Source organism: Mesorhizobium sp. B2-4-6 (assembly GCF_006442775.1).
Taxonomy (GTDB): domain Bacteria; phylum Pseudomonadota; class Alphaproteobacteria; order Rhizobiales; family Rhizobiaceae; genus Mesorhizobium.
Window position 1 is genome coordinate 581,622 of sequence record NZ_VFVI01000002.1, and the last position, 17,302, is coordinate 598,923.

At 63.3% G+C, this 17,302-nt stretch carries 20 protein-coding genes and 1 tRNA gene; 11 read left to right on the top strand and 10 right to left on the bottom strand.

Annotated features, from left to right (window positions below; genetic code table 11):
* The first annotated feature begins 129 nt into the window (after window positions 1-129).
* A complete protein-coding gene (locus FJ957_RS08775; protein WP_140830492.1) occupies window positions 130-795 on the top strand; it encodes an outer membrane protein in 666 nt (221 codons plus the stop codon).
* A gap of 243 nt (window positions 796-1,038) precedes the next feature.
* Here the strand turns inward: FJ957_RS08775 and FJ957_RS08780 are convergent, their stop codons facing one another.
* Window positions 1,039-1,290 carry a hypothetical protein gene (locus tag FJ957_RS08780; RefSeq protein ID WP_246683216.1) on the bottom strand — a complete coding sequence of 84 codons (252 nt, stop codon included), beginning with the start codon at window positions 1,288-1,290 and terminating at the stop codon, window positions 1,039-1,041.
* 168 nt (window positions 1,291-1,458) lie between these two features.
* Here FJ957_RS08780 and FJ957_RS08785 point away from each other — a divergent pair.
* Window positions 1,459-1,544 (top strand) — tRNA-Leu (locus FJ957_RS08785).
* Window positions 1,545-1,705: 161 nt separating this feature from the next.
* Here the strand turns inward: FJ957_RS08785 and FJ957_RS08790 are convergent.
* A complete protein-coding gene (locus FJ957_RS08790) occupies window positions 1,706-2,284 on the bottom strand; it encodes an NUDIX domain-containing protein (RefSeq protein ID WP_140830494.1) in 579 nt (192 codons plus the stop codon).
* Window positions 2,285-2,551: 267 nt separating this feature from the next.
* Here FJ957_RS08790 and FJ957_RS08795 point away from each other — a divergent pair, with 267 nt between their 5' ends.
* From FJ957_RS08795 to FJ957_RS08805, 3 genes are all read left to right on the top strand, one after another.
* The gene (locus FJ957_RS08795) at window positions 2,552-3,655 is read left to right on the top strand and encodes an NADH:flavin oxidoreductase/NADH oxidase (protein WP_140830495.1); all 1,104 of its coding nucleotides are present in this window, start codon (window positions 2,552-2,554) and stop codon (window positions 3,653-3,655) included.
* 165 nt (window positions 3,656-3,820) lie between these two features.
* Window positions 3,821-4,099: a DUF982 domain-containing protein gene (locus tag FJ957_RS08800; RefSeq protein ID WP_140830883.1), complete on the top strand. Its 279-nt coding sequence runs from the start codon at window positions 3,821-3,823 to the stop codon at window positions 4,097-4,099.
* Between the two features lie 25 nt (window positions 4,100-4,124).
* On the top strand, window positions 4,125-4,364 hold the full coding sequence (locus FJ957_RS08805; protein ID WP_042644408.1) for a DUF2188 domain-containing protein: 240 nt from the start codon (window positions 4,125-4,127) through the stop codon (window positions 4,362-4,364).
* A gap of 68 nt (window positions 4,365-4,432) precedes the next feature.
* Here the strand turns inward: FJ957_RS08805 and FJ957_RS08810 are convergent, their stop codons facing one another.
* Window positions 4,433-4,708: a hypothetical protein gene (locus FJ957_RS08810; protein ID WP_140830497.1), complete on the bottom strand. Its 276-nt coding sequence runs from the start codon at window positions 4,706-4,708 to the stop codon at window positions 4,433-4,435.
* 181 nt (window positions 4,709-4,889) lie between these two features.
* On the bottom strand, window positions 4,890-5,864 hold the full coding sequence (locus FJ957_RS08815) for an alpha/beta hydrolase (protein ID WP_140830499.1): 975 nt from the start codon (window positions 5,862-5,864) through the stop codon (window positions 4,890-4,892).
* Window positions 5,865-5,995: 131 nt separating this feature from the next.
* On the opposite strand from FJ957_RS08815, the gene FJ957_RS08820 reads away from it, so the two are divergent.
* From FJ957_RS08820 to FJ957_RS08835, 4 genes are all read left to right on the top strand, one after another.
* Window positions 5,996-6,736: a competence/damage-inducible protein A gene (locus FJ957_RS08820; RefSeq protein WP_140830500.1), complete on the top strand. Its 741-nt coding sequence runs from the start codon at window positions 5,996-5,998 to the stop codon at window positions 6,734-6,736.
* Between the two features lie 86 nt (window positions 6,737-6,822).
* Complete coding sequence (locus FJ957_RS08825) at window positions 6,823-7,656, top strand: universal stress protein (protein WP_140830502.1); 834 nt, start codon at window positions 6,823-6,825, stop codon at window positions 7,654-7,656.
* 124 nt (window positions 7,657-7,780) lie between these two features.
* The gene (gpt, locus tag FJ957_RS08830) at window positions 7,781-8,281 is read left to right on the top strand and encodes a xanthine phosphoribosyltransferase (RefSeq protein ID WP_095765134.1); all 501 of its coding nucleotides are present in this window, start codon (window positions 7,781-7,783) and stop codon (window positions 8,279-8,281) included.
* 199 nt (window positions 8,282-8,480) lie between these two features.
* The gene (locus FJ957_RS08835; RefSeq protein WP_140830504.1) at window positions 8,481-8,969 is read left to right on the top strand and encodes an NUDIX hydrolase; all 489 of its coding nucleotides are present in this window, start codon (window positions 8,481-8,483) and stop codon (window positions 8,967-8,969) included.
* Between the two features lie 114 nt (window positions 8,970-9,083).
* Here FJ957_RS08835 and FJ957_RS08840 read toward each other — a convergent pair whose 3' ends face one another.
* From FJ957_RS08840 to FJ957_RS08860, 5 genes are all read right to left on the bottom strand, one after another.
* The gene (locus tag FJ957_RS08840; RefSeq protein WP_140830884.1) at window positions 9,084-10,235 is read right to left on the bottom strand and encodes a hypothetical protein; all 1,152 of its coding nucleotides are present in this window, start codon (window positions 10,233-10,235) and stop codon (window positions 9,084-9,086) included.
* A gap of 310 nt (window positions 10,236-10,545) precedes the next feature.
* Window positions 10,546-12,351: an ABC transporter ATP-binding protein gene (locus tag FJ957_RS08845; protein WP_140830505.1), complete on the bottom strand. Its 1,806-nt coding sequence runs from the start codon at window positions 12,349-12,351 to the stop codon at window positions 10,546-10,548.
* A 376-nt stretch (window positions 12,352-12,727) separates the two neighbouring features.
* Window positions 12,728-13,141 (bottom strand): GNAT family N-acetyltransferase, encoded by a 414-nt coding sequence (locus FJ957_RS08850; protein ID WP_140830507.1) that lies wholly within the window; start codon window positions 13,139-13,141, stop codon window positions 12,728-12,730.
* A 20-nt stretch (window positions 13,142-13,161) separates the two neighbouring features.
* Window positions 13,162-14,841, bottom strand: a complete 1,680-nt coding sequence (locus FJ957_RS08855; protein ID WP_140830509.1) for an NAD+ synthase — start codon at window positions 14,839-14,841, stop codon at window positions 13,162-13,164.
* Between the two features lie 82 nt (window positions 14,842-14,923).
* Window positions 14,924-15,637, bottom strand: coding sequence for a DNA-3-methyladenine glycosylase I (locus tag FJ957_RS08860; protein WP_140830511.1), 714 nt, complete (start codon window positions 15,635-15,637; stop codon window positions 14,924-14,926).
* Between the two features lie 90 nt (window positions 15,638-15,727).
* On the opposite strand from FJ957_RS08860, the gene FJ957_RS08865 reads away from it, so the two are divergent.
* Window positions 15,728-16,291, top strand: a complete 564-nt coding sequence (locus tag FJ957_RS08865) for a DUF1003 domain-containing protein (RefSeq protein WP_140830512.1) — start codon at window positions 15,728-15,730, stop codon at window positions 16,289-16,291.
* Complete coding sequence (locus FJ957_RS08870) at window positions 16,288-16,887, top strand: DedA family protein (protein WP_140830514.1); 600 nt, start codon at window positions 16,288-16,290, stop codon at window positions 16,885-16,887. Before FJ957_RS08865 ends, FJ957_RS08870 begins: the two co-directional genes overlap by 4 nt.
* Window positions 16,888-16,901: 14 nt before the next feature.
* Here the strand turns inward: FJ957_RS08870 and FJ957_RS08875 are convergent, their stop codons facing one another.
* Entirely contained in the window at window positions 16,902-17,261 is a 360-nt protein-coding gene (locus tag FJ957_RS08875) for a diacylglycerol kinase (RefSeq protein ID WP_140830516.1), read from the bottom strand.
* Between the last annotated feature and the right edge of the window lie 41 nt (window positions 17,262-17,302).

Sequence of the window (17,302 nt, forward strand, 5' to 3'; positions counted from 1 at the left end):
CAAATGTCGGCGTCCGGAGCCAGAGCGTCAGGTCGTAAACCACTGTTGCAGAGATGCAATTCCGTTTCGCGGCGAATGGAGCTAGTCTGTTGCGAGGAGTCATTCGAAACCGCCATTTCGGAGCGCTCGATGCGTCGACTGACGCTCGCCAGTGTCGGCTTTCTTGCCCTGCTGTCCGGATCTGCCCGGGCGGCGGATCTGGGTAGCGATCTGCCGATGACCGCGGCCGGCTTCGACTGGACCGGCTATTATGCCGGCATGCAGGCCGGCTATGGCTGGGGCCGGTCCGAAATCACCGGCGACGACGGCGGCCCGTTTTCGGTGAAACCCGACATCGACGGCGGTTTCGTCGGCGGCCATGTCGCGGGGCTCTGGCAATTCGACCAGGCTGTGATCGGCGCCGAGGCCGGTCTCAACTACGCCTCGATCGACGGCACCGCCGACGCCGGGCCGGGAAACACATTCGGCACCGACGTCAAGTGGTTCGGATCGATCGATGCCAAGGCCGGCTATGCCATGGATCGCGTGCTGATCTATGGCATCGGCGGCGTCGCTTTCGCCGGCATCGAGACCTCGCAGGCGGCAGGCTCGGCCTTTGCCCGAACCCGCATCAGCACCGGCTGGACGCTCGGCGCCGGCGTCGACTATGCCTTGACCAACAATGTCGTCATCGGCGCGCAATACCGCTACTACGATTTCGGCAAGGAGCATTTCGATGCGCCGGACACCTTCGCCGACCGCGATCAGGACGTGAAGCTGCAGACGCTTGGCGTGAATTTCAGCTATAAATTCTAAGGCTTGCGGCGCCGCGACGATGCGGAACACCCCTCCCGCATCTCTTGAAAATTCGGGTGGCCGGCGCCCGCAGGAGGCGGGGGAATGGGTAGGGGCCTGATAGACGCCGGCCTCGGCGGATCGATCCGCCGCGTGGCAAACACTAACGTACCCTCAGCAGACCGTAATTCCGCGATCGCGCCACCTTGCCACCTTGTGGACGAACATGGCTGATATGCTTCGCCGAAGGTTGCGGGCGACCGGTCAGGATCGGCGCGAGACGGTCTTTCCCTCCGGCATCGCCTCGAGACATTCCTCCAGCCGCCGCAGCCGCGCTTTTTGCCAGCGCAGCGTGTGCGCGACCTCGTGCAGGTTCCATTTGGCCTTCGAATTGGCGGCCTCGATCAGTCCCCGCTCGAGCCGATCGATCTCGGAGCGCAGCTGCCGCGCCTCCGCCTCCCGTAGCCCTCTGATCCAGCCTGCCCCACGCATGGTTCCACCATCAAAGCCGGCCACATGCTCGCAGCCAAACGCTAATGAGATCGGTTTGGAGAAACTGGCATTTTAAACATCACTAATATTAAATCGGCACCGCGAAGGGAGCACGACGGCGACCGCACAAAGCGCAACCGATCCGAAACATGGCTTGACGGCTCATGTCAGGCATCTGAAAAGGGCACGTCTGCGGACGTGGCGGAATTGGTAGACGCAAGGGACTTAAAATCCCTCGATCTCTGATCGTACGGGTTCGATTCCCGTCGTCCGCACCACTTTGAATTGCTAGCTTATTCGCCTCATACCGCAGCGGCAGGCTACATTGACAAAGCCTGCCGCGGGTAGCAAGCGTCCAGCCCTTGCGCTAACCCGGCGTCAACGCGTGGTTTGTGAACTGCAGGTTCCGATCGTCGCGGCCGGCGGCGACCCCGGTCAATCAAACCTTGATCGGATTGAGCTTCAGGTGCTGGATCAGGATGATCGTCTTGGCATCGACAATGCGGCCGTCGGCGATGCCGGCCAGCGCCTCGTCCAATGGCATTTCCAGAACCTCGATGTCCTCCCCCTCCTCCGGCGCGCCGCCGCCGGCCGAGATGCGGTCGGCCGGCGAGTAGCGCGCGACGAAGAACCAGAGCCGCTCCGTCACGCTGCCGGGACTCATGAACGGCGCGAACAGCCGCTCGACGTCCTTGAGGCGGTAGCCCAATTCCTCTTCCGCTTCCTTGAGGATGGCGGTTTCGGGATCGTTTTCGTCGAGCAGCCCGGCGCAGGCCTCGATCAGCGGCTCGCGGTGGCCCACGGCGTAAGCCGGGAAGCGGAATTGACGCACCAGGAGCACGGTCGAGCGTTGCGGATCGAAGGGCAGGATCACCGCGCCGTCGCCACGATCGTAGGTCTGGCGGGTCTGCGTCTCCCATCGCCCGTCGCGGCGACGATAGTCGAGCACCGTCTTCTTCAGCACCGCCCAGTCGTCCGAAAGGACCTCCTCGGAACGGATGCGAATGCGATCTTCCATGACGACCTCCGTGTTGGCGGCAAAGGGATAGAGCAATTTCAGGAAAAGTGCGAAACGGTTTTCCGTCCGAAATTCCTCAAACCAAAAAGATGGACCGGTTCTCCGTCTTGAAGGACGAGAACCGGTCCATCGGTGAAAGCCGACCGCGCAAGCCTCGAAAACGACTGACCTGGAAACCGACTGGTCCAGCGGGCGTTTCACCGGCTCGTGTCTGGCGCGACGCGCCGCGACTCCCTAGATAGCGGTATCTTCCCAGGAGCCCGTTTCATGACGTCATCGCTTTTCCAGCCGATCACCCTCGGCGGACTCACCTTCTCCAACCGCATCGCGGTCGCCCCCATGTGCCAGTATTCGGCCGAGGACGGCTCGGCCAGCGACTGGCATCTCTATCATTGGATGAACCTGGCAATGTCGGGCGCTGGCATGGTTACCGTCGAGATGACCGATGTCGAGAGGCGCGGGCGCATCACGCATGGCTGCCTCGGCCTCTATTCCGACGACAACGAGGCGGCCGCCAAGCGCACGCTCGACGCCGCCAGGCGCGTCGCCGCGCCCGGCACGAAATTCGGCGTCCAGCTCGCTCATGCCGGCCGCAAGGCCTCCAACCGCAAACCTTGGGAAGGCGGCGGTCCGCTGCAGCCTGGCGAAGACCCCTGGCAGACGGTTTCGGCCTCCGCCATCGCCTATGACACGGGCTGGAATGTGCCGCATGCGCTGGAGGATGACGAGATCCTGGAACTCATTGCGCGTTTTGCGCAGTCGGCCATGCGCGCCGAGCGCGCCGGCTTCGACTTTGCCGAACTGCACGCCGCGCATGGCTATCTGATCTTCCAGTTCCTTTCGCCGCTCTCCAACCAGCGGACGGACCGCTGGGGCGGGTCGCTGGAAAACCGCATGCGCTTCGCGGTCGAAATCGCAAGGGCGGTGAGGAAGGCTGCCCCGTCCATGATGCTGGGCGCGCGCCTTTCAGTGAAGGAATGGGTCGACCGCGGTTTCGACGTCGAGGACGCGATCGAGGTGGCCAAGGCGCTGAAGGCCGAGGGCATCGCCTATTTGTGCTGCTCCAGCGGCGGCAATTCGCCCCTGCAGCAGGTGCCGCCCGGCCCCGGCTACCAGGTGCATCTGGCGGAAGCCGTGCGCAAGGGCGCCGGCATCCCGACGCGCGCCGTGGGACTGATCGACGACCCGAGCCAGGCCGAGGCGATCGTTGCCGACGGTCATGCCGACATGGTGGCGCTGGCGCGTGCATTCCTCGCCGACCCGCGTTGGGGCTGGCGCGCGGCGGCGGCCTTCGGCGAGGAAATCCATCCGGCGCCGCAGCTGGCGCGCTCGGTGACGACGATGCGGCATTGGATGAAGGCCGCCGGCTAAAGCAATTCCAGGAAAAGTGTGAACGGTTAGGCTCGGCGACTTCGCCGTAGCCTTCCATCCGGAATTGCGTCAAAACAATGCCGGAAATCGGCAGGGTCCTGAGACGTTTGGGCGCAGGATCCTCGCCACAACTGCAACCAATTTGGCCGCTTTACGTTGGCGGCCATGATGGACAACAAACCCTTTGAAAAGCCGGTGGTGGTCGAGCTCGGCCATGTCGGCAAATACCGCCAGATAAGCAGCACCCGAGAAGCCGCCGAGTGCCTGATGACCGTTTGGCCGCTCAATCGCGGCGATCGCCATCGTGATGCTCTCGACACTTGCCTCAAAGCGCTAGAAGGTTATCGTTCGACAGCGGACGCACGTCGCGCCCTTGTCGAGGCGGCCAGGGAATCGGAAGTTCTGGTTCCCGACGACAGGCTGCCCGACGGAAAGCTGCATTGAGCGGGCTTCTTAACCGGAGGATTCCATGGCGAAGCTGACTTACAAGATCGTCGAGCATGATGGCGGCTGGGCCTATAAGGTCGGCTCGACGTTTTCCGAGACTTTCCGCACGCACCAAGAGGCGCTGCGCGCCGCCGAGATCGCCTCGTCCGAGCAGCAGGTTGCCGGCACCACCGACGGCATCCAATATGAGGACGCCGAAGGCAAGTGGCATGACGAGCTTGCCGATGGCCGCGACCGGCCGCAGACCGAAGTCTCCGATTAAGAATTGAACTGCCCCGCGACCGGCAAGGCCCTACGGGCCTCATGCCGGTCACCGGTGGCTATGCGGCGCTACTTTCCGCAATAATGGTCGTTGACGTTCTGTTGCGAGTTGGCATCCGGACCGGGTGTGGTGTCAGCGCACGGCCCGATGGCGCCGGTGCTGCCGTAGGTGGTCAGCCCAGAGCCTCCGTTGATGCTGCCTGTGGTATAGGGATCCACCTGAGTGCTCGCCTCGGGACGGTGGTCGCGGTGCCACCACCACCAGTCGTCGTCGGATGACTGCGCCATGGCCGCGCCACCCATGGCCAGCACCAGCGCCGAAGCTGCAATAAGTCTTGTAAGCATCGGATTTCTCCATTCTCTTGATCGCAAAATTCGTGGGACCGCTGCCCCACAGCGACAAAAACGAAACCCTGGGCTGGGTGGGAAGGTTCCCCTGGAAATTCCGGGTGGGACAGAATGTCCGACACTTTTGCGTGACGCCGCGTGAAGAGCCGCGAGGCATTGCCGTAGCCGCCGGCCGAAATCAATCCACCTTGGCGAAGGCGCGCTCGGCGATACGCTGGATAAAGCCGACGACCCGTTCCGGGTCTGCAAATTGAAGCATGTGGCCGAGACCTTCGACCCGTTCAAAGTCGAGGCCTTCGATCTTGTCCAGCATCGGTTGGCCATGCACGGCCTCGCCGATCACCTGGTCGCCGGTGCCGAACAGAATGCCTGCCGGTACCGCTATTTCGCGGTAGCGCTTTTCAATTTGGCCAAGGTCCCGTTCCACGGCTACGACATCGGTGGACGTGGCGAAATGGTGGGACGGACGCAAGCCGAGCCATCCGCCGCCGCCGATCATGTAGTCCACAGGAACCGCTTGCGGCGCGAAAATGAACCGCAGCGTAGGCTGCGCGTAGCGAAGGCCGAGCGGTATCGCCACCGTATGGGCCAGGACGCGGCGCAGCGGCCGGGACGGAACATAGAGCAGGTCAAATCCCTCACGACCCGTCGCTTCCAGATGCGTCAGCGGCGAGAGCAGCGCAATGCCGGAAATCGCAGTCGGATGCCCGGTCGCAAGCGCAAGCGCGATGGCCCCGCCGAGCGAATGGCCGACGACCAAAGGCCGCTCCAGGCGCAATTCCTCGATGAAGCGCCGCACGATGTCCGCCTGTTCGGGCAGCCGGCCGGTGGCGCCGCTTGCCCGAACCGAATAGCCGGAGCCCGGCCGGTCGAGCGCGATCAGCCGGTAGCCGGCGCCGAAGCGCCCGAACAGCGTGTGGCGGAAATGGTGGAGTTGGGCGCCGAGCCCATGCACAAAGACGATTGGCCTGCCGTCGCCCTCTTCCACATAGTGGATGCGGTTGCCGTCGATCTCGACGAATTTCCCGCAAGCCGGCACCAGTCTCTCGGCGTTTGCCGCGATCCGCCAGGTCGCAACCATCAGGGCAAGCACGACGATGGCCACCGCAACGAGCAAGCCGGCAACCAGCCACGAGACAATCGTTATCAGCATGCATTCACCCCAGGCCGACCGACCGCACCATATCCGCAACGGCCGCCGCCACAAGCGGATATCCGGCTTTCGCATTGCGGCCGGCCGCCGGCCGCGTTATCTCAGGCGACCTTTTGCGCCGGAGCCCTTCCATGCCTGAAATCGTCACCGCCGCCATGCTCGTCATCGGCGACGAAATCCTCTCCGGCCGCACCAAGGACAAGAACATCGGCCACCTCGCCGACATCATGACCGCGATCGGCATCGACCTGAAGGAAGTGCGCATCGTCCCCGACGAGGAGGACGAGATCGTTGCCGCGGTGAATGCCGTGCGCGCCCGCTATACCTATGTCTTTACGACCGGCGGCATCGGCCCGACGCATGACGATATCACCGCCGACTCCATCGCCAAGGCCTTCGGCGTGCCCTGCGAATACGACGCCAAGGCCTACGCGCTGCTCGAGGCAAGTTATGCCGGGCGCGGCATCGAATTCACCGAAGCGCGCAAGCGCATGGCGCGCATGCCGCGCGGCGCCGACCACATCGACAATCCCGTCTCCGTCGCGCCGGGTTTCCGCATCGGCAACGTCCATGTCATGGCCGGCGTGCCGTCGATCTTCCAGGCCATGCTCGACAATGTGGTGCCGACGCTCAAGGCCGGCACAAAAATGCTGTCGGCCACCGTGCATTGCCCGTTCGGCGAAGGCCTGATCGGCGGCCCGCTGGCCGATATCCAAAAAGCGCATCCCGACACCATCATCGGCTCGTACCCCAAATATGGCGACGGCAAGTTCTGGACCGAACTGGTCGTCCGCGCCCGCAGCGGGGAAGCCCTCGAGGCTGCCCGCAAGGACGTCGAGGCGATGGTGGCGGGGCTCGCCGAAGCGGACTGACCGGCCGGTTCGGCTGGAACCAGTCAACGCGCTGAGGCGTTCCCTTTGCCGCGCGGATGCGCAGTCAAGACGTCGAGGGACCGGTCATGCGCTTCAAGACGATCGTCGCCATTTTGCAGAACGAACAGGACGCCGCGCGCGTGCTCGATTGCGCTCTTCCGCTTGCCGACAGGTTCGAGAGCCACCTCGTCGGCATCCATGCCGAGGCGCTTCCCGTGCCCTACACGTCGGCCACCGGCTTCCCGGATACCGAATTCCTGCAGGTCTCGGCCGAGATGAACAAGGAACGCGCCGACAAATTGCAGGCCTATTTCCTGCAGCGGATGGAGGAATCCGGCCTGTCCTTCGAATGGCGAAGCCTGGAGAGCTTCTCCGGCGACAGCGCGCTGACCGGCATATCGAGCGTGCGCGCCGCCGATCTGATCATCGCCGCGCAACGCGATGCCGGCGGCGACCCGAGCGCGGACGTCGACACGCTGGTCTACGACGCCGGCCGGCCGGTGCTGGTCGTGCCCCATGGCGGACCGCTGGTCACCACCTTCAGACGTGTGCTGCTTGCCTGGAACGGCAGCAAGGAAGCGGCCCGCGCGGCGTTCGATGCCCTGCCCTTCATCGCCGAGGCCGACAAGACCGACATTCTCGTCATCGATCCGCCGGAGACGCTGGAGGAATCTCCGGAAGCCGCCGGCGCCGAGATCGCCGCGGCGCTGTCTCGCCACGGCGCCAATGTCAGCGTCTGCGTGCAGAAATCCGGCGGCACCTCGGTCGACGACATGATTCAAGCCAGGATCGCGGAATCGGGCGCCGATCTTCTGGTGCTAGGCGCATACAGCCACTCCTGGCTGCGCCAGCTTCTGTTCGGCGGGGTCACCCGCACGGTGCTGCGCACCACGAACGTGGCGGCTTTCCTGTCGCGTTAGGGTGTATTTCCTGAGTCCACAGCCATCGCCGGCCCTGCCCTTGCCAAGCCTGGCGCTTTCCGGCTAATTCCGCCTGCATTCCAGTGTTTTTGCGCGCCACGGCGCGCCTTGCGGAGTGCGAACCATGTCCCTTCCCGAAAAAGCCTTTCCCGTCTCCTGGGACCAGTTCCACCGCGATGCCCGCGCGCTTTCCTGGCGGCTGTCCGGCGCCAACAAGGGACAGTGGAAAGCAATCGTCTGCATCACCCGCGGCGGCCTGGTGCCCGCGGCCATCATCGCGCGCGAGCTCGGCATCCGCGTCATCGAGACGGTGTGCGTCGCCTCCTATCATGACTATACCAGCCAGGGTCAGTTGCAGGTCCTCAAGGAGATTTCGCCGCCGCTGCTCGCCGATGACGGGGCCGGCGTGCTCATCATCGATGACCTGACCGACACCGGCAAGACGGCCGGTATCGTGCGCGCCATGATGCCCAAGGCGCACTTCGCCACCGTCTATGCCAAGCCGAAGGGTCGGCCGCTGGTCGACACGTTCGTCACCGAGGTCAGCCAGGACACCTGGATCTACTTTCCCTGGGACATGGGCTTCACTTATCAGAAGCCGATCGCGGACGATCACGCCGGCTGAACGGCCATCGTATTTTCCAGAGAATCTGCCTCAAACGGCGTCGCGTAGTCGGGTTGGCGGGCACGACTACTTTGCGAGACTGACTTTTTCTGGTGGGTTTTTCCGGCTGAGTGAAGTTTTTTACTTTTAAAGCCCACAATTCGCCCTAAGATTCGTAAGGTGGCAAAACGATTCTGGAGGCTTGGGGCAGCTTCTTACCATGTTGACGAGGCCAACGACCCACAACCAAGTGGCCGAAAGAGTCCGGCGGCTCTTCGGCGTCGCGCCTTGTCGCCTGCAGGTTGCCGCCTTGCCGTGGCGCGAAGGCGAGAACGGCGTCGAGATCATGCTGATCACCAGCCGCGACACCGGGCGCTGGGTGCTGCCCAAGGGCTGGCCGGAGGCTAGGGAGCCGCTTTGCGAGGCGGCTGCCCGTGAAGCAGGCGAGGAAGCCGGGTTGCGCGGCAAGGTATCGCATCTTGAAGCCGGTCGCTATTTCTATGCCAAGGTCCTCGCCTCCGGCGAGGAAGTGCCTTGCGAGGTCCTGGTCTTTCCGCTGCATGTCGACCGTGTCGCGGATCGCTGGAAAGAAAAGCGCGCACGAACGCGCAAATGGGTTGGCCCGAACGAAGCCGTCCGCATGATCAACGAACCCGACCTTTGCCAGATCATCGCCAGCTTTTGCGCCACGCCGCGCAAATTCGCCTGATTCAAAGCAATTTCAGGAAAGCGCGGAGCGTTAAAGCTCGGCGACTTCGCCGTAGCGGGCTCGGCGACGTCGCGTTAGCGCTCCGCCCGGGTTGCGTCGGATCGGAAAAATCCGTCAGACGCGGCCGAAATCATCGGAACTGAGCCGGGTCCAACGATCGCCCATCAATCCGCCGATGAAGATGTCGCCGGAGCGGACCGCTTCCGCGACCTCGGCAATGCGCGAGCGGACCATCGTTCCCCCGGCATAGCGGAAGAACACATGCTGGTGGCCGAAGAGCTGCGGCATGAAACGGCTCTGGGACTGCCCGGCAATGCCCACGCAACCCATATCCCGCGCCGCCGCGATGAGAGCATCCAGCGTCGCGCCCCAGTGGGATCCGGACGCCTGGATTTGCAGCAGGTTCGCGACGCCGCCGGCCTGGCCATAAAAAGCGTAGCAGCCCAGCATCTTGCCCGTTTCGTCGTAGGTCCCACCGAAATGAAGTGGCCCGTCGGCTCGCTTCTCGGCCGCCAGCGCAAGCAGCCGCGGCAACTCGCCGTCGTTCCAACTCGGTCGCAGGGAGTAATCGGTCATGAGGATTGGCAGTCGCTCCGCAAATCGGACCGCATCGATCGGCTCCCGGTGGATCCGTTGGGAAGACGAATGCTGGGCCGATGGCTCGAACCTTCTTCTTGCAAGAGCGTCGAATGCTCTCACGCAGGGATCGAGCGCAAGGCGGGGCAGCCCGGGCCATTTACGGCGCAGCGCGGCGGCGGCCATGGCGCCCGGCCGGAAAACACAGGTCCATTCCAGGCAGTGCACCGGCAGGAGCTGATACTTCATCGGACGCGCGAAGGCCAAGGATGTGCGATTGGCGGAGTCGGTCAGGTAGAGATCGAATTCGCCTTGATGCAGGGTACGCAGCAATTGCGGCCCGGCCCAACCGTGATCGGTATTTGAGTCGGTCATGAAGGGACCGATGATGGCCGCGTTCAATACGCTTCCGTTGAGCTCGTAGCGGGCTTTCAGAACGCCCATGAAGCCACCTAGGCGGCCCTGCGGATCGATCTGGACAAGGGCCTTGCTCTCATCCCCATCAAGGTAAAGCTCCCTCATGTAGTCGGCCGTCTGCGCGATCGCGCGATCGCGCTGGAGGCGACGATGGCGGAACTTCATCAGGAACAGCGCGGCGACGTGCTCGAGATCCCTGGCGGCCAAAGGCCGAACCGAGCCATGCTGGGATTCCAGCGTCGACGGCGCGGCCACTTTTCGCGGGCCGGTCATGCTTCCCAAAGAAAATCTCCGTTCAACCGGTATTCCTACAGAAACAAAAAATCCTGGAGGCCAGCGCCTATCATATCCGATTTGCTTTTCTGTAAATATACGACGAATGTTGCTTCAAAAAGCGGGAGACGATCAACTTCAAGAAAGCAATTACTAAAATATTCAATGTATAGAAAGAAACTTTAATAGCACATTATGCAGCCATATCCGCATAACGTGAAGGCGGTTGTAACTGTCGAGTTGGCAGGCATATCACTCCGAAGACCACGCTCCGGCTGCGCCCGGCCGGAGCCGGGCACAGTCCCTTCCCTCAGGCGACGAGGCCTTTGGTCAATTCGAGCGCCTGACGCTCGAACAGCCGCCGGTAGATGCCGCCGTTCAGCCTGATCAGGTCGTCATGCGAACCTTCCTCGGCGATACGCCCGCGATCGAAGACCAGCAGCCGGTCGAGCGCCCGCACCGTCGAGAGCCGGTGCGCGATCACCAGGGTCGTGCGCCCGATCATCAACCGCTCCATCGCCCTCTGGATCAGCACTTCCGATTCCGAATCCAGGCTCGACGTCGCCTCGTCCAGGATCAGGATGCGCGCGTCGGCCAGAAAGGCGCGGGCGATCGCCACGCGCTGACGCTCGCCGCCCGACAACTTCACGCCACGCTCGCCGACCAGGGTTCCATATCCCTTGGGCAGGTTGGTGATGAAATCATGCGCGCTGGCGAGTTTGGCCGCATGCTCGATTTCGATCTGGCTGGCGCCGGGCCTGGCATAGGCGATGTTCTCGGCAAGCGAGCGGTGGAACAGGATCGGCTCCTGCTGGACGATGGCGATCTGGCCGCGCAGCGACGCCTGCTCGACTTGCGAGATATCCTGGCCGTCGATCAGAATCCGCCCAGCGTTCACATCGTAAAGCCGCTGGATCAGCTTGACGAAGGTCGTCTTGCCCGAGCCCGAATGCCCGACCAATCCAACACGCTCGCCGGCCGCGATATCGACCGAGAAATCGCGGTAGAGCGGCAGAAGGTGACTGCCGTAGTGGAACGTCACCTTGTCGAAGGCGATGTGCCCATCGGTGATCCGGATCGGCTGGGAACCGGGCCGGTCCTCGATGCCGAGCGGCTCGGACTGGAAGTCGACCAGTTCCTCCATGTCGTTGATCGAGCGCTGCAGGTTGCGGATATGCGTGCCGATGTCGCGCAGATAGCCCTGCAGCACGAAGAACGAGGTCAGCACGAAGGCGACGTCGCCGGCGCTTGCCTGGCCCCAGGCCCACAGCATGAGAGCAAGACCGATCACCGCCGCACGCATCAGGAGCAGCAGCGCCCCTTGCGTGGTTCCGTTCGCGGTACCGCGCATCCAGGTGCGGCCGGTGCGCAGGCGCCATTTGGCGACGACGCGCGCCAGCCGCGCTTCCTCGCGCGCCTCCGCGCCGAAGCCCTTGACGACGGCATTGCAGCTCACCGCGTCGGCCAGCGAGCCGCCCAGCCGCGTGTCCCAGCTGTTGGCGAGCCGCGCGGCAGGCGCGACATAGCCGAGCGACAGCATCGCCGTGACCGCGATGAACAGCACCGAGCCGGCCGCCACCACTGCCCCCATCAGCGGCCAGAACCAGCCGAGCAGCAGCGTCGAACCGACGAGCATGACGACCGACGGCAGAAGCGCGATCAGGATCGTGTCGTTGAGCAGGTCCAGCGCCCACATGCCGCGCGTTATCTTGCGCACCGTCGATCCGGCAAAGCTGTTGGCGTGCCAGTCCGTCGAGAAGCGCTGCACCCGATGGAAGGCATCGGCGGCGATGTCCGACATCATCTTCAGCGTCAGCTCGACGATCCACAGGAAGGCGACATTGCGCAGCACGACGCCGGCCAGCGCCAGCGCCATCAGGGTCGAGAACGCCGTCATCGCCGCATTCCAGGCGACTGCGTCGGTTCCGGCGCCGCTGGCCACCGCATCGACCAGGCGGCCTGAGTAAAAGGGTGTCAATACGTCGGCGAGCGTCGAGAGCAGGAAGGCGCCCATGATGAGCGAAAGCCGCCACGGCTGGTGACGCCAGTGACTGAACGTAAAACCAAGCACACTGCGAAAGGCGCTTGCGCGCAGATCGATCTTGAAACGAGCCATGATGTCATCCAGGCGCCAATGAGCCCGGTCCCGGTAAAATCAAATTGGAAAACCCGCGTCCGCGCGTTGCGGCGTCTCGGAAAAGCGGGAGGTTCAGTATGGTAGGCCGCCCGCCCGAAAGCGGCGACCGGCAGCGGCAAATACCTCTCCTGCATCCAGCTTTCCGATCAATCTTCGGAAAGCCTGAGCAGACCTAGGCTTCGCGGCCTCGCGTAACGATGTAAAATCCTGCCATACGGTCCTCCCGGAAGGGAATCGCGGAGACGTCCTTATAGGAAGGCATCAGCCGATCGCCAAGTCGGCCCGTCACGGAAATGGCATCTGGTCCAAGCACTGAGGCGAATTTGCAACAACGGCGTTGCTCCGGCGTTCCTTGTCAGGCTGTCGGCTTGCGATCGAAGCGCATGTAGCGTCCATCGGTCGACGCCTTGAAGCCGAACTTCTCGTAGAGGCTGTGGGCATCGTTGGTCGACAGGCTCCAATGCGCCACCGACGCGACCTCAGGGTGATCGATCAACGCCTGGACGAGCCGCTTGCCGATCCCCCGCCCGCGATGCTCCGGCCAGATGATGACGTCGGCGACATAGGCAAAGACCGTATAGTCGGTGATCGCGCGGGCGAAGCCGACCTGCCTGCCGTCGAGATAGGCGCCGACGCAAAGCGAGTTGTCGAAGGCACGACGGTTCGCCTCGTCGGTTCGTGACGCTCCCCAATAGCTTTGCATGAGCTGGTCGGAGGTTGCCCGGAAATCGATCCGCGACAGGTCGAAACTGATTTCAATATCCTGCATGCGCGGCGCAATCTCGCGGATTAGCCGCGGTCCCGGAACCGGTTGGTGATCGGATAACGGCGGTCGCGGCCGAAATTCTTCCGTGTGATCTTGACGCCGGGCGCCGCCTGGCGGCGCTTGTATTCGGCGATATAGAGCAGGTGCTCGACGCGTGCCACCGTGGCCCGGTCGTGGCCGCGCGCGACGATGTCGTCGACGCTCATCTCGTTCTCCACCAGGCATTCGAGAATGTCGTCCAGCACCGGATAGGGCGGCAGCGAATCCTGGTCGGTCTGGTTTTCGCGCAGCTCCGCCGACGGCGCCTTGTCGATGATGTTGTTCGGGATCACCTCGCCGGAGGGTCCGAGCGCGCCCGGCGGCACATGCGAATTGCGCCAGCGCGACAGCGCATAGACCTGCATCTTGTAGAGATCCTTGATCGGGTTGAAGCCGCCATTCATGTCGCCGTAAAGCGTGGCGTAGCCGACCGACATCTCGCTCTTGTTGCCGGTGGTGACCACCATCGAGCCGAACTTGTTGGAGATCGCCATCAGGATCGTGCCGCGCGCGCGGCTCTGCAGGTTCTCCTCGGTGATGCCTTCCTGGGTGCCTTCGAAGAGCTGGGTCAGCGCATGCTTGAAACCTTCGACCGGCTCGGAGATCGGCACGATGTCGTAGCGGCAGCCCAGCGCCCTGGCGCAGTCTTCGGCGTCCTTCAGCGAATCCTTCGACGTGTAGCGATAGGGCATCATGACGGTGCGCAACCGCTCTTCGCCCAGCGCATCGACGGCCAAAGCCGCACAGATCGCGGAGTCGATGCCGCCGGAAAGGCCGAGCACCACGTTCTTGAAGCCGTTCTTGTTGACGTAGTCGCGCAGGCCGAGCATGCAGGCGCGATAATCGGCCTCTTCGCGCTCGGGGATCTTCGACATCGGGCCTTCCGAGCAGACCCAGGTGTCTCCCTTTCTCTTCCAGGTGGTGACGTCGACCGCGTCCTCGAACTGGCTCATCTGGAAGGCGAGCGTCTTGTCGGAACCTATAGCAAACGACGCGCCGTCGAAGATCAGCTCGTCCTGCCCGCCGAGTTGGTTGGCGTAGATCATCGGCAAGCCGGTTTCGATGACTTGGCGGATCACGACCTGATGGCGGACGTCGATCTTGGCGCGGTAATAGGGCGAGCCGTTCGGCACCATCAGGATCTCGGCGCCGCTCTCGGCCAGCGTCTCGCAGACGGCGACGTCGCCCCAGATGTCCTCGCAGATCGGAACGCCGATGCGCACGCCGCGGAAATTGACCGGCCCCTGCAGCTCCGGTCCGGCCTGGAACACGCGCTTCTCGTCGAACTCGCCATAATTCGGCAGATCGAGCTTGTAGCGCTCGGCGATGATCTTGCCGCCGTCGGCGAAGACGATGGAATTATGCGTGCCGGTCTTGCGCTTCAGCGGCGTGCCGATGATGACGCCGGGGCCGCCGTCGGCCGTGTCCTTGGCGAAATCCTCGGCCGCCTTCTCGCAAGCCTTCAGGAAGGAAGGCTTCAGCACCAAGTCTTCCGGCGGATAACCGGCGAGGAAGAGCTCGGTGTAGAGCACCAGATCGGCGCCCTGGCGCGCCGCGTCCGCCCTCGCCTCGCGCGCTTTGGCGAGGTTGCCGGCGACGTCGCCGACGGTCGGGTTGAGCTGGGCGACGGCGATGCGCAGGATATCGGGAGCGGTCTTGGTCATGGAACGGATTTAGCGTGGCTGAAATCGCCCCGCAATGGCGATTGCTTGTGCCACTTGGGATCGATCGCAGATCGTATCCTGACTAATCGCCCATGTACTCGCGCAACGCCTCTGCCGACCGGTTCTCACCGATCGACATCGCCAGGATGCGCGAGATGTGGCGGCGCGGCAGGCCGGTCTCGGCCGACCATCGGTTGATCTGTGCCTGGATCTTGTCGAGATCCCGCTTCGAGGTCGGATTTTCGGCGATATCGAGGCCGGCATCGCGCAAGGCCGCCGCCATGTCGGTGGAGACGACAAATGTGTCCCATTCCATCCAGCGCAGAAAATACTGTCCGGTGTTGCCGCCGAGCCGGCTGCCATGCTTGGCCAGATAAGCGGTCAGGCCGACCTGATCGTCCGCCGGCCAGGAGGCGATGAATTTGCCGAAGCTGCCATTCTCCTTCGAGACGCGATCGACGAAAGCGGCATTGTCGCGCACCGATTTGATCTTCTGCGGATTGCGCACGATGCGGCTGTCGGACGACAGTTCGTGCCAGAAGTCGTCCGGCTGGAACAACAGCCGCTTCGGCTCGAAGCCAAGGAACGCTTCTTCGAAACCCGGCCATTTCTGTTCGATGACGCGCCACACGAAGCCGGCGGCGAAAATGCGCTCGGCCATGGTGGAGAGAATGCGGTCGTCAGGGATTTTCGCCACCGCAGTGTTGTCAGGCGCCGGGCCGAGCAACCGCGCCAACACGGCCTCCCCGCCCTTGCGCTTTGCCGCCCGCGCATGGATTTTCTGGAATTCGAGCATCGTTGTCCTCGCCTGTTCGCCGCAATCTATCACTTCACGTCCGGCCCGGCAGCCTCTACCTCTATCGACGCCCTGCGAAGGAGAGGACAAATGAACAAGATCGTCGAAGATATGGCGAACCGCCTGCTCAAGCGAAAGCCGGACGGTTTCGGTCCGCTCGAGAGCCGCGTGCTCCAGTCGACCCTCGAGCGCACCACCATCACGCGCAACACCAACAAGGCCGTGGCCTTCCACGAGACCTATGGCGACCATATTGCCGACACCATTGCCAGGATCGGCGGCTCCTGGTCCTTCATCCTGAGCTTCCTGGCCTTTCTTGTTGTCTGGACTGCCGGCAATGCCTGGCTGCTCACGCGCGACGCCTTCGACCCCTACCCTTTCATCTTCCTCAACCTTGTTCTGTCGATGCTGGCGGCGATCCAGGCGCCGGTGATCATGATGTCGCAGAACCGCCAGACCGAGCGCGACCGCATCGACGCGGCCCATGACTACGAGGTCAATCTGAAGGCCGAGATCGAGATCATGGCCCTGCATGAAAAGCTCGACGAACTGCGCCATAGCGAGATCGTCGGCATGCGTGACGAAATCCTGCGCATGGCCGAGCAGATCAGGCGCATCGACGAAAAACTGTCCCCGCGGCCCGCAACAGAATGAGCGAGACCATCCACCACCTCATCGAGCAATACGGGCTGATCGCGGTCTTCCTGGGTTGCCTGGCCGAAGGCGAAAGCGCCGCCATCCTCGGCGGTTTCTTCGCTCATCAGCATGTTTTCGTGTTGTGGCAGACTTTCCTCGCCGCCTTTGTCGGCGCCTTCGCCGGCGACACCTTCTTCTTCATCATGGGGCGCAGCTTCGCCGAACATCGCTATGTGAGACTGTTGCGCAGGCGTCCGGGCTTCAGCCGCGCCTACCGCCTGCTCAACACCCATCCCAACATTTTCGTGCTGACCAACCGCTATATCTACGGCATGCGCCTGGTCGGCGGCATCGCTGCCGGCCTGTCGACCGTGTCGATGCCGCGTTTTGTCATCCTGAATGCCATCTCGTCCGCGGCCTGGGCGGCCCTGTTCAGCGGCATAGGCTATGTCTTCGGCCTCGGCGCGGAGGAAATCGTGGGCCAGGCGTTTGCTCGCCATGAGCGCCTGGTCATCGCCCTGGGCGTCGGCATCGTTATCGCCGTGGTCGCCTGGTTGGTAGCCCATCACTTCGCGAAGCGCGAACGCGCCAGGGAAGACCGGGCGGGATCGTGATCAATCCGCGAGGATCAGATCGGCGCGCCGACAAGGCGTTCGATGAGAGCGATGCCCCAGACGCCGCCGGCGAGCACGATCGAAATCAGCACCGCCAGCGAGCCGCAATCCTTGGCAAGCTGGATGTCGATGTGGAACTCGCGCGAGATCGCGTCGCAGGCCGCCTCGATGCCGGTGTTGAGCACTTCGATCATGATCAGGAGCAGCACGGCGCCGATGAGCAGGGCATAGCCGCGCCAGGAGACCGAGATGAACCAGCCTGCCGGCAAGGCGAGCGCAAGCAGCAACAGCTCCTGCTGGAATGCCTTCTCATGTGCAGCAAGCTTGCGGAAAGCCCGCACCGAATTGATGAAAGCGTCGATCAGCCGCTGCATGCCCAGCCCCGTTTCGAGTCACCGGCAGGGGGATATCGCAA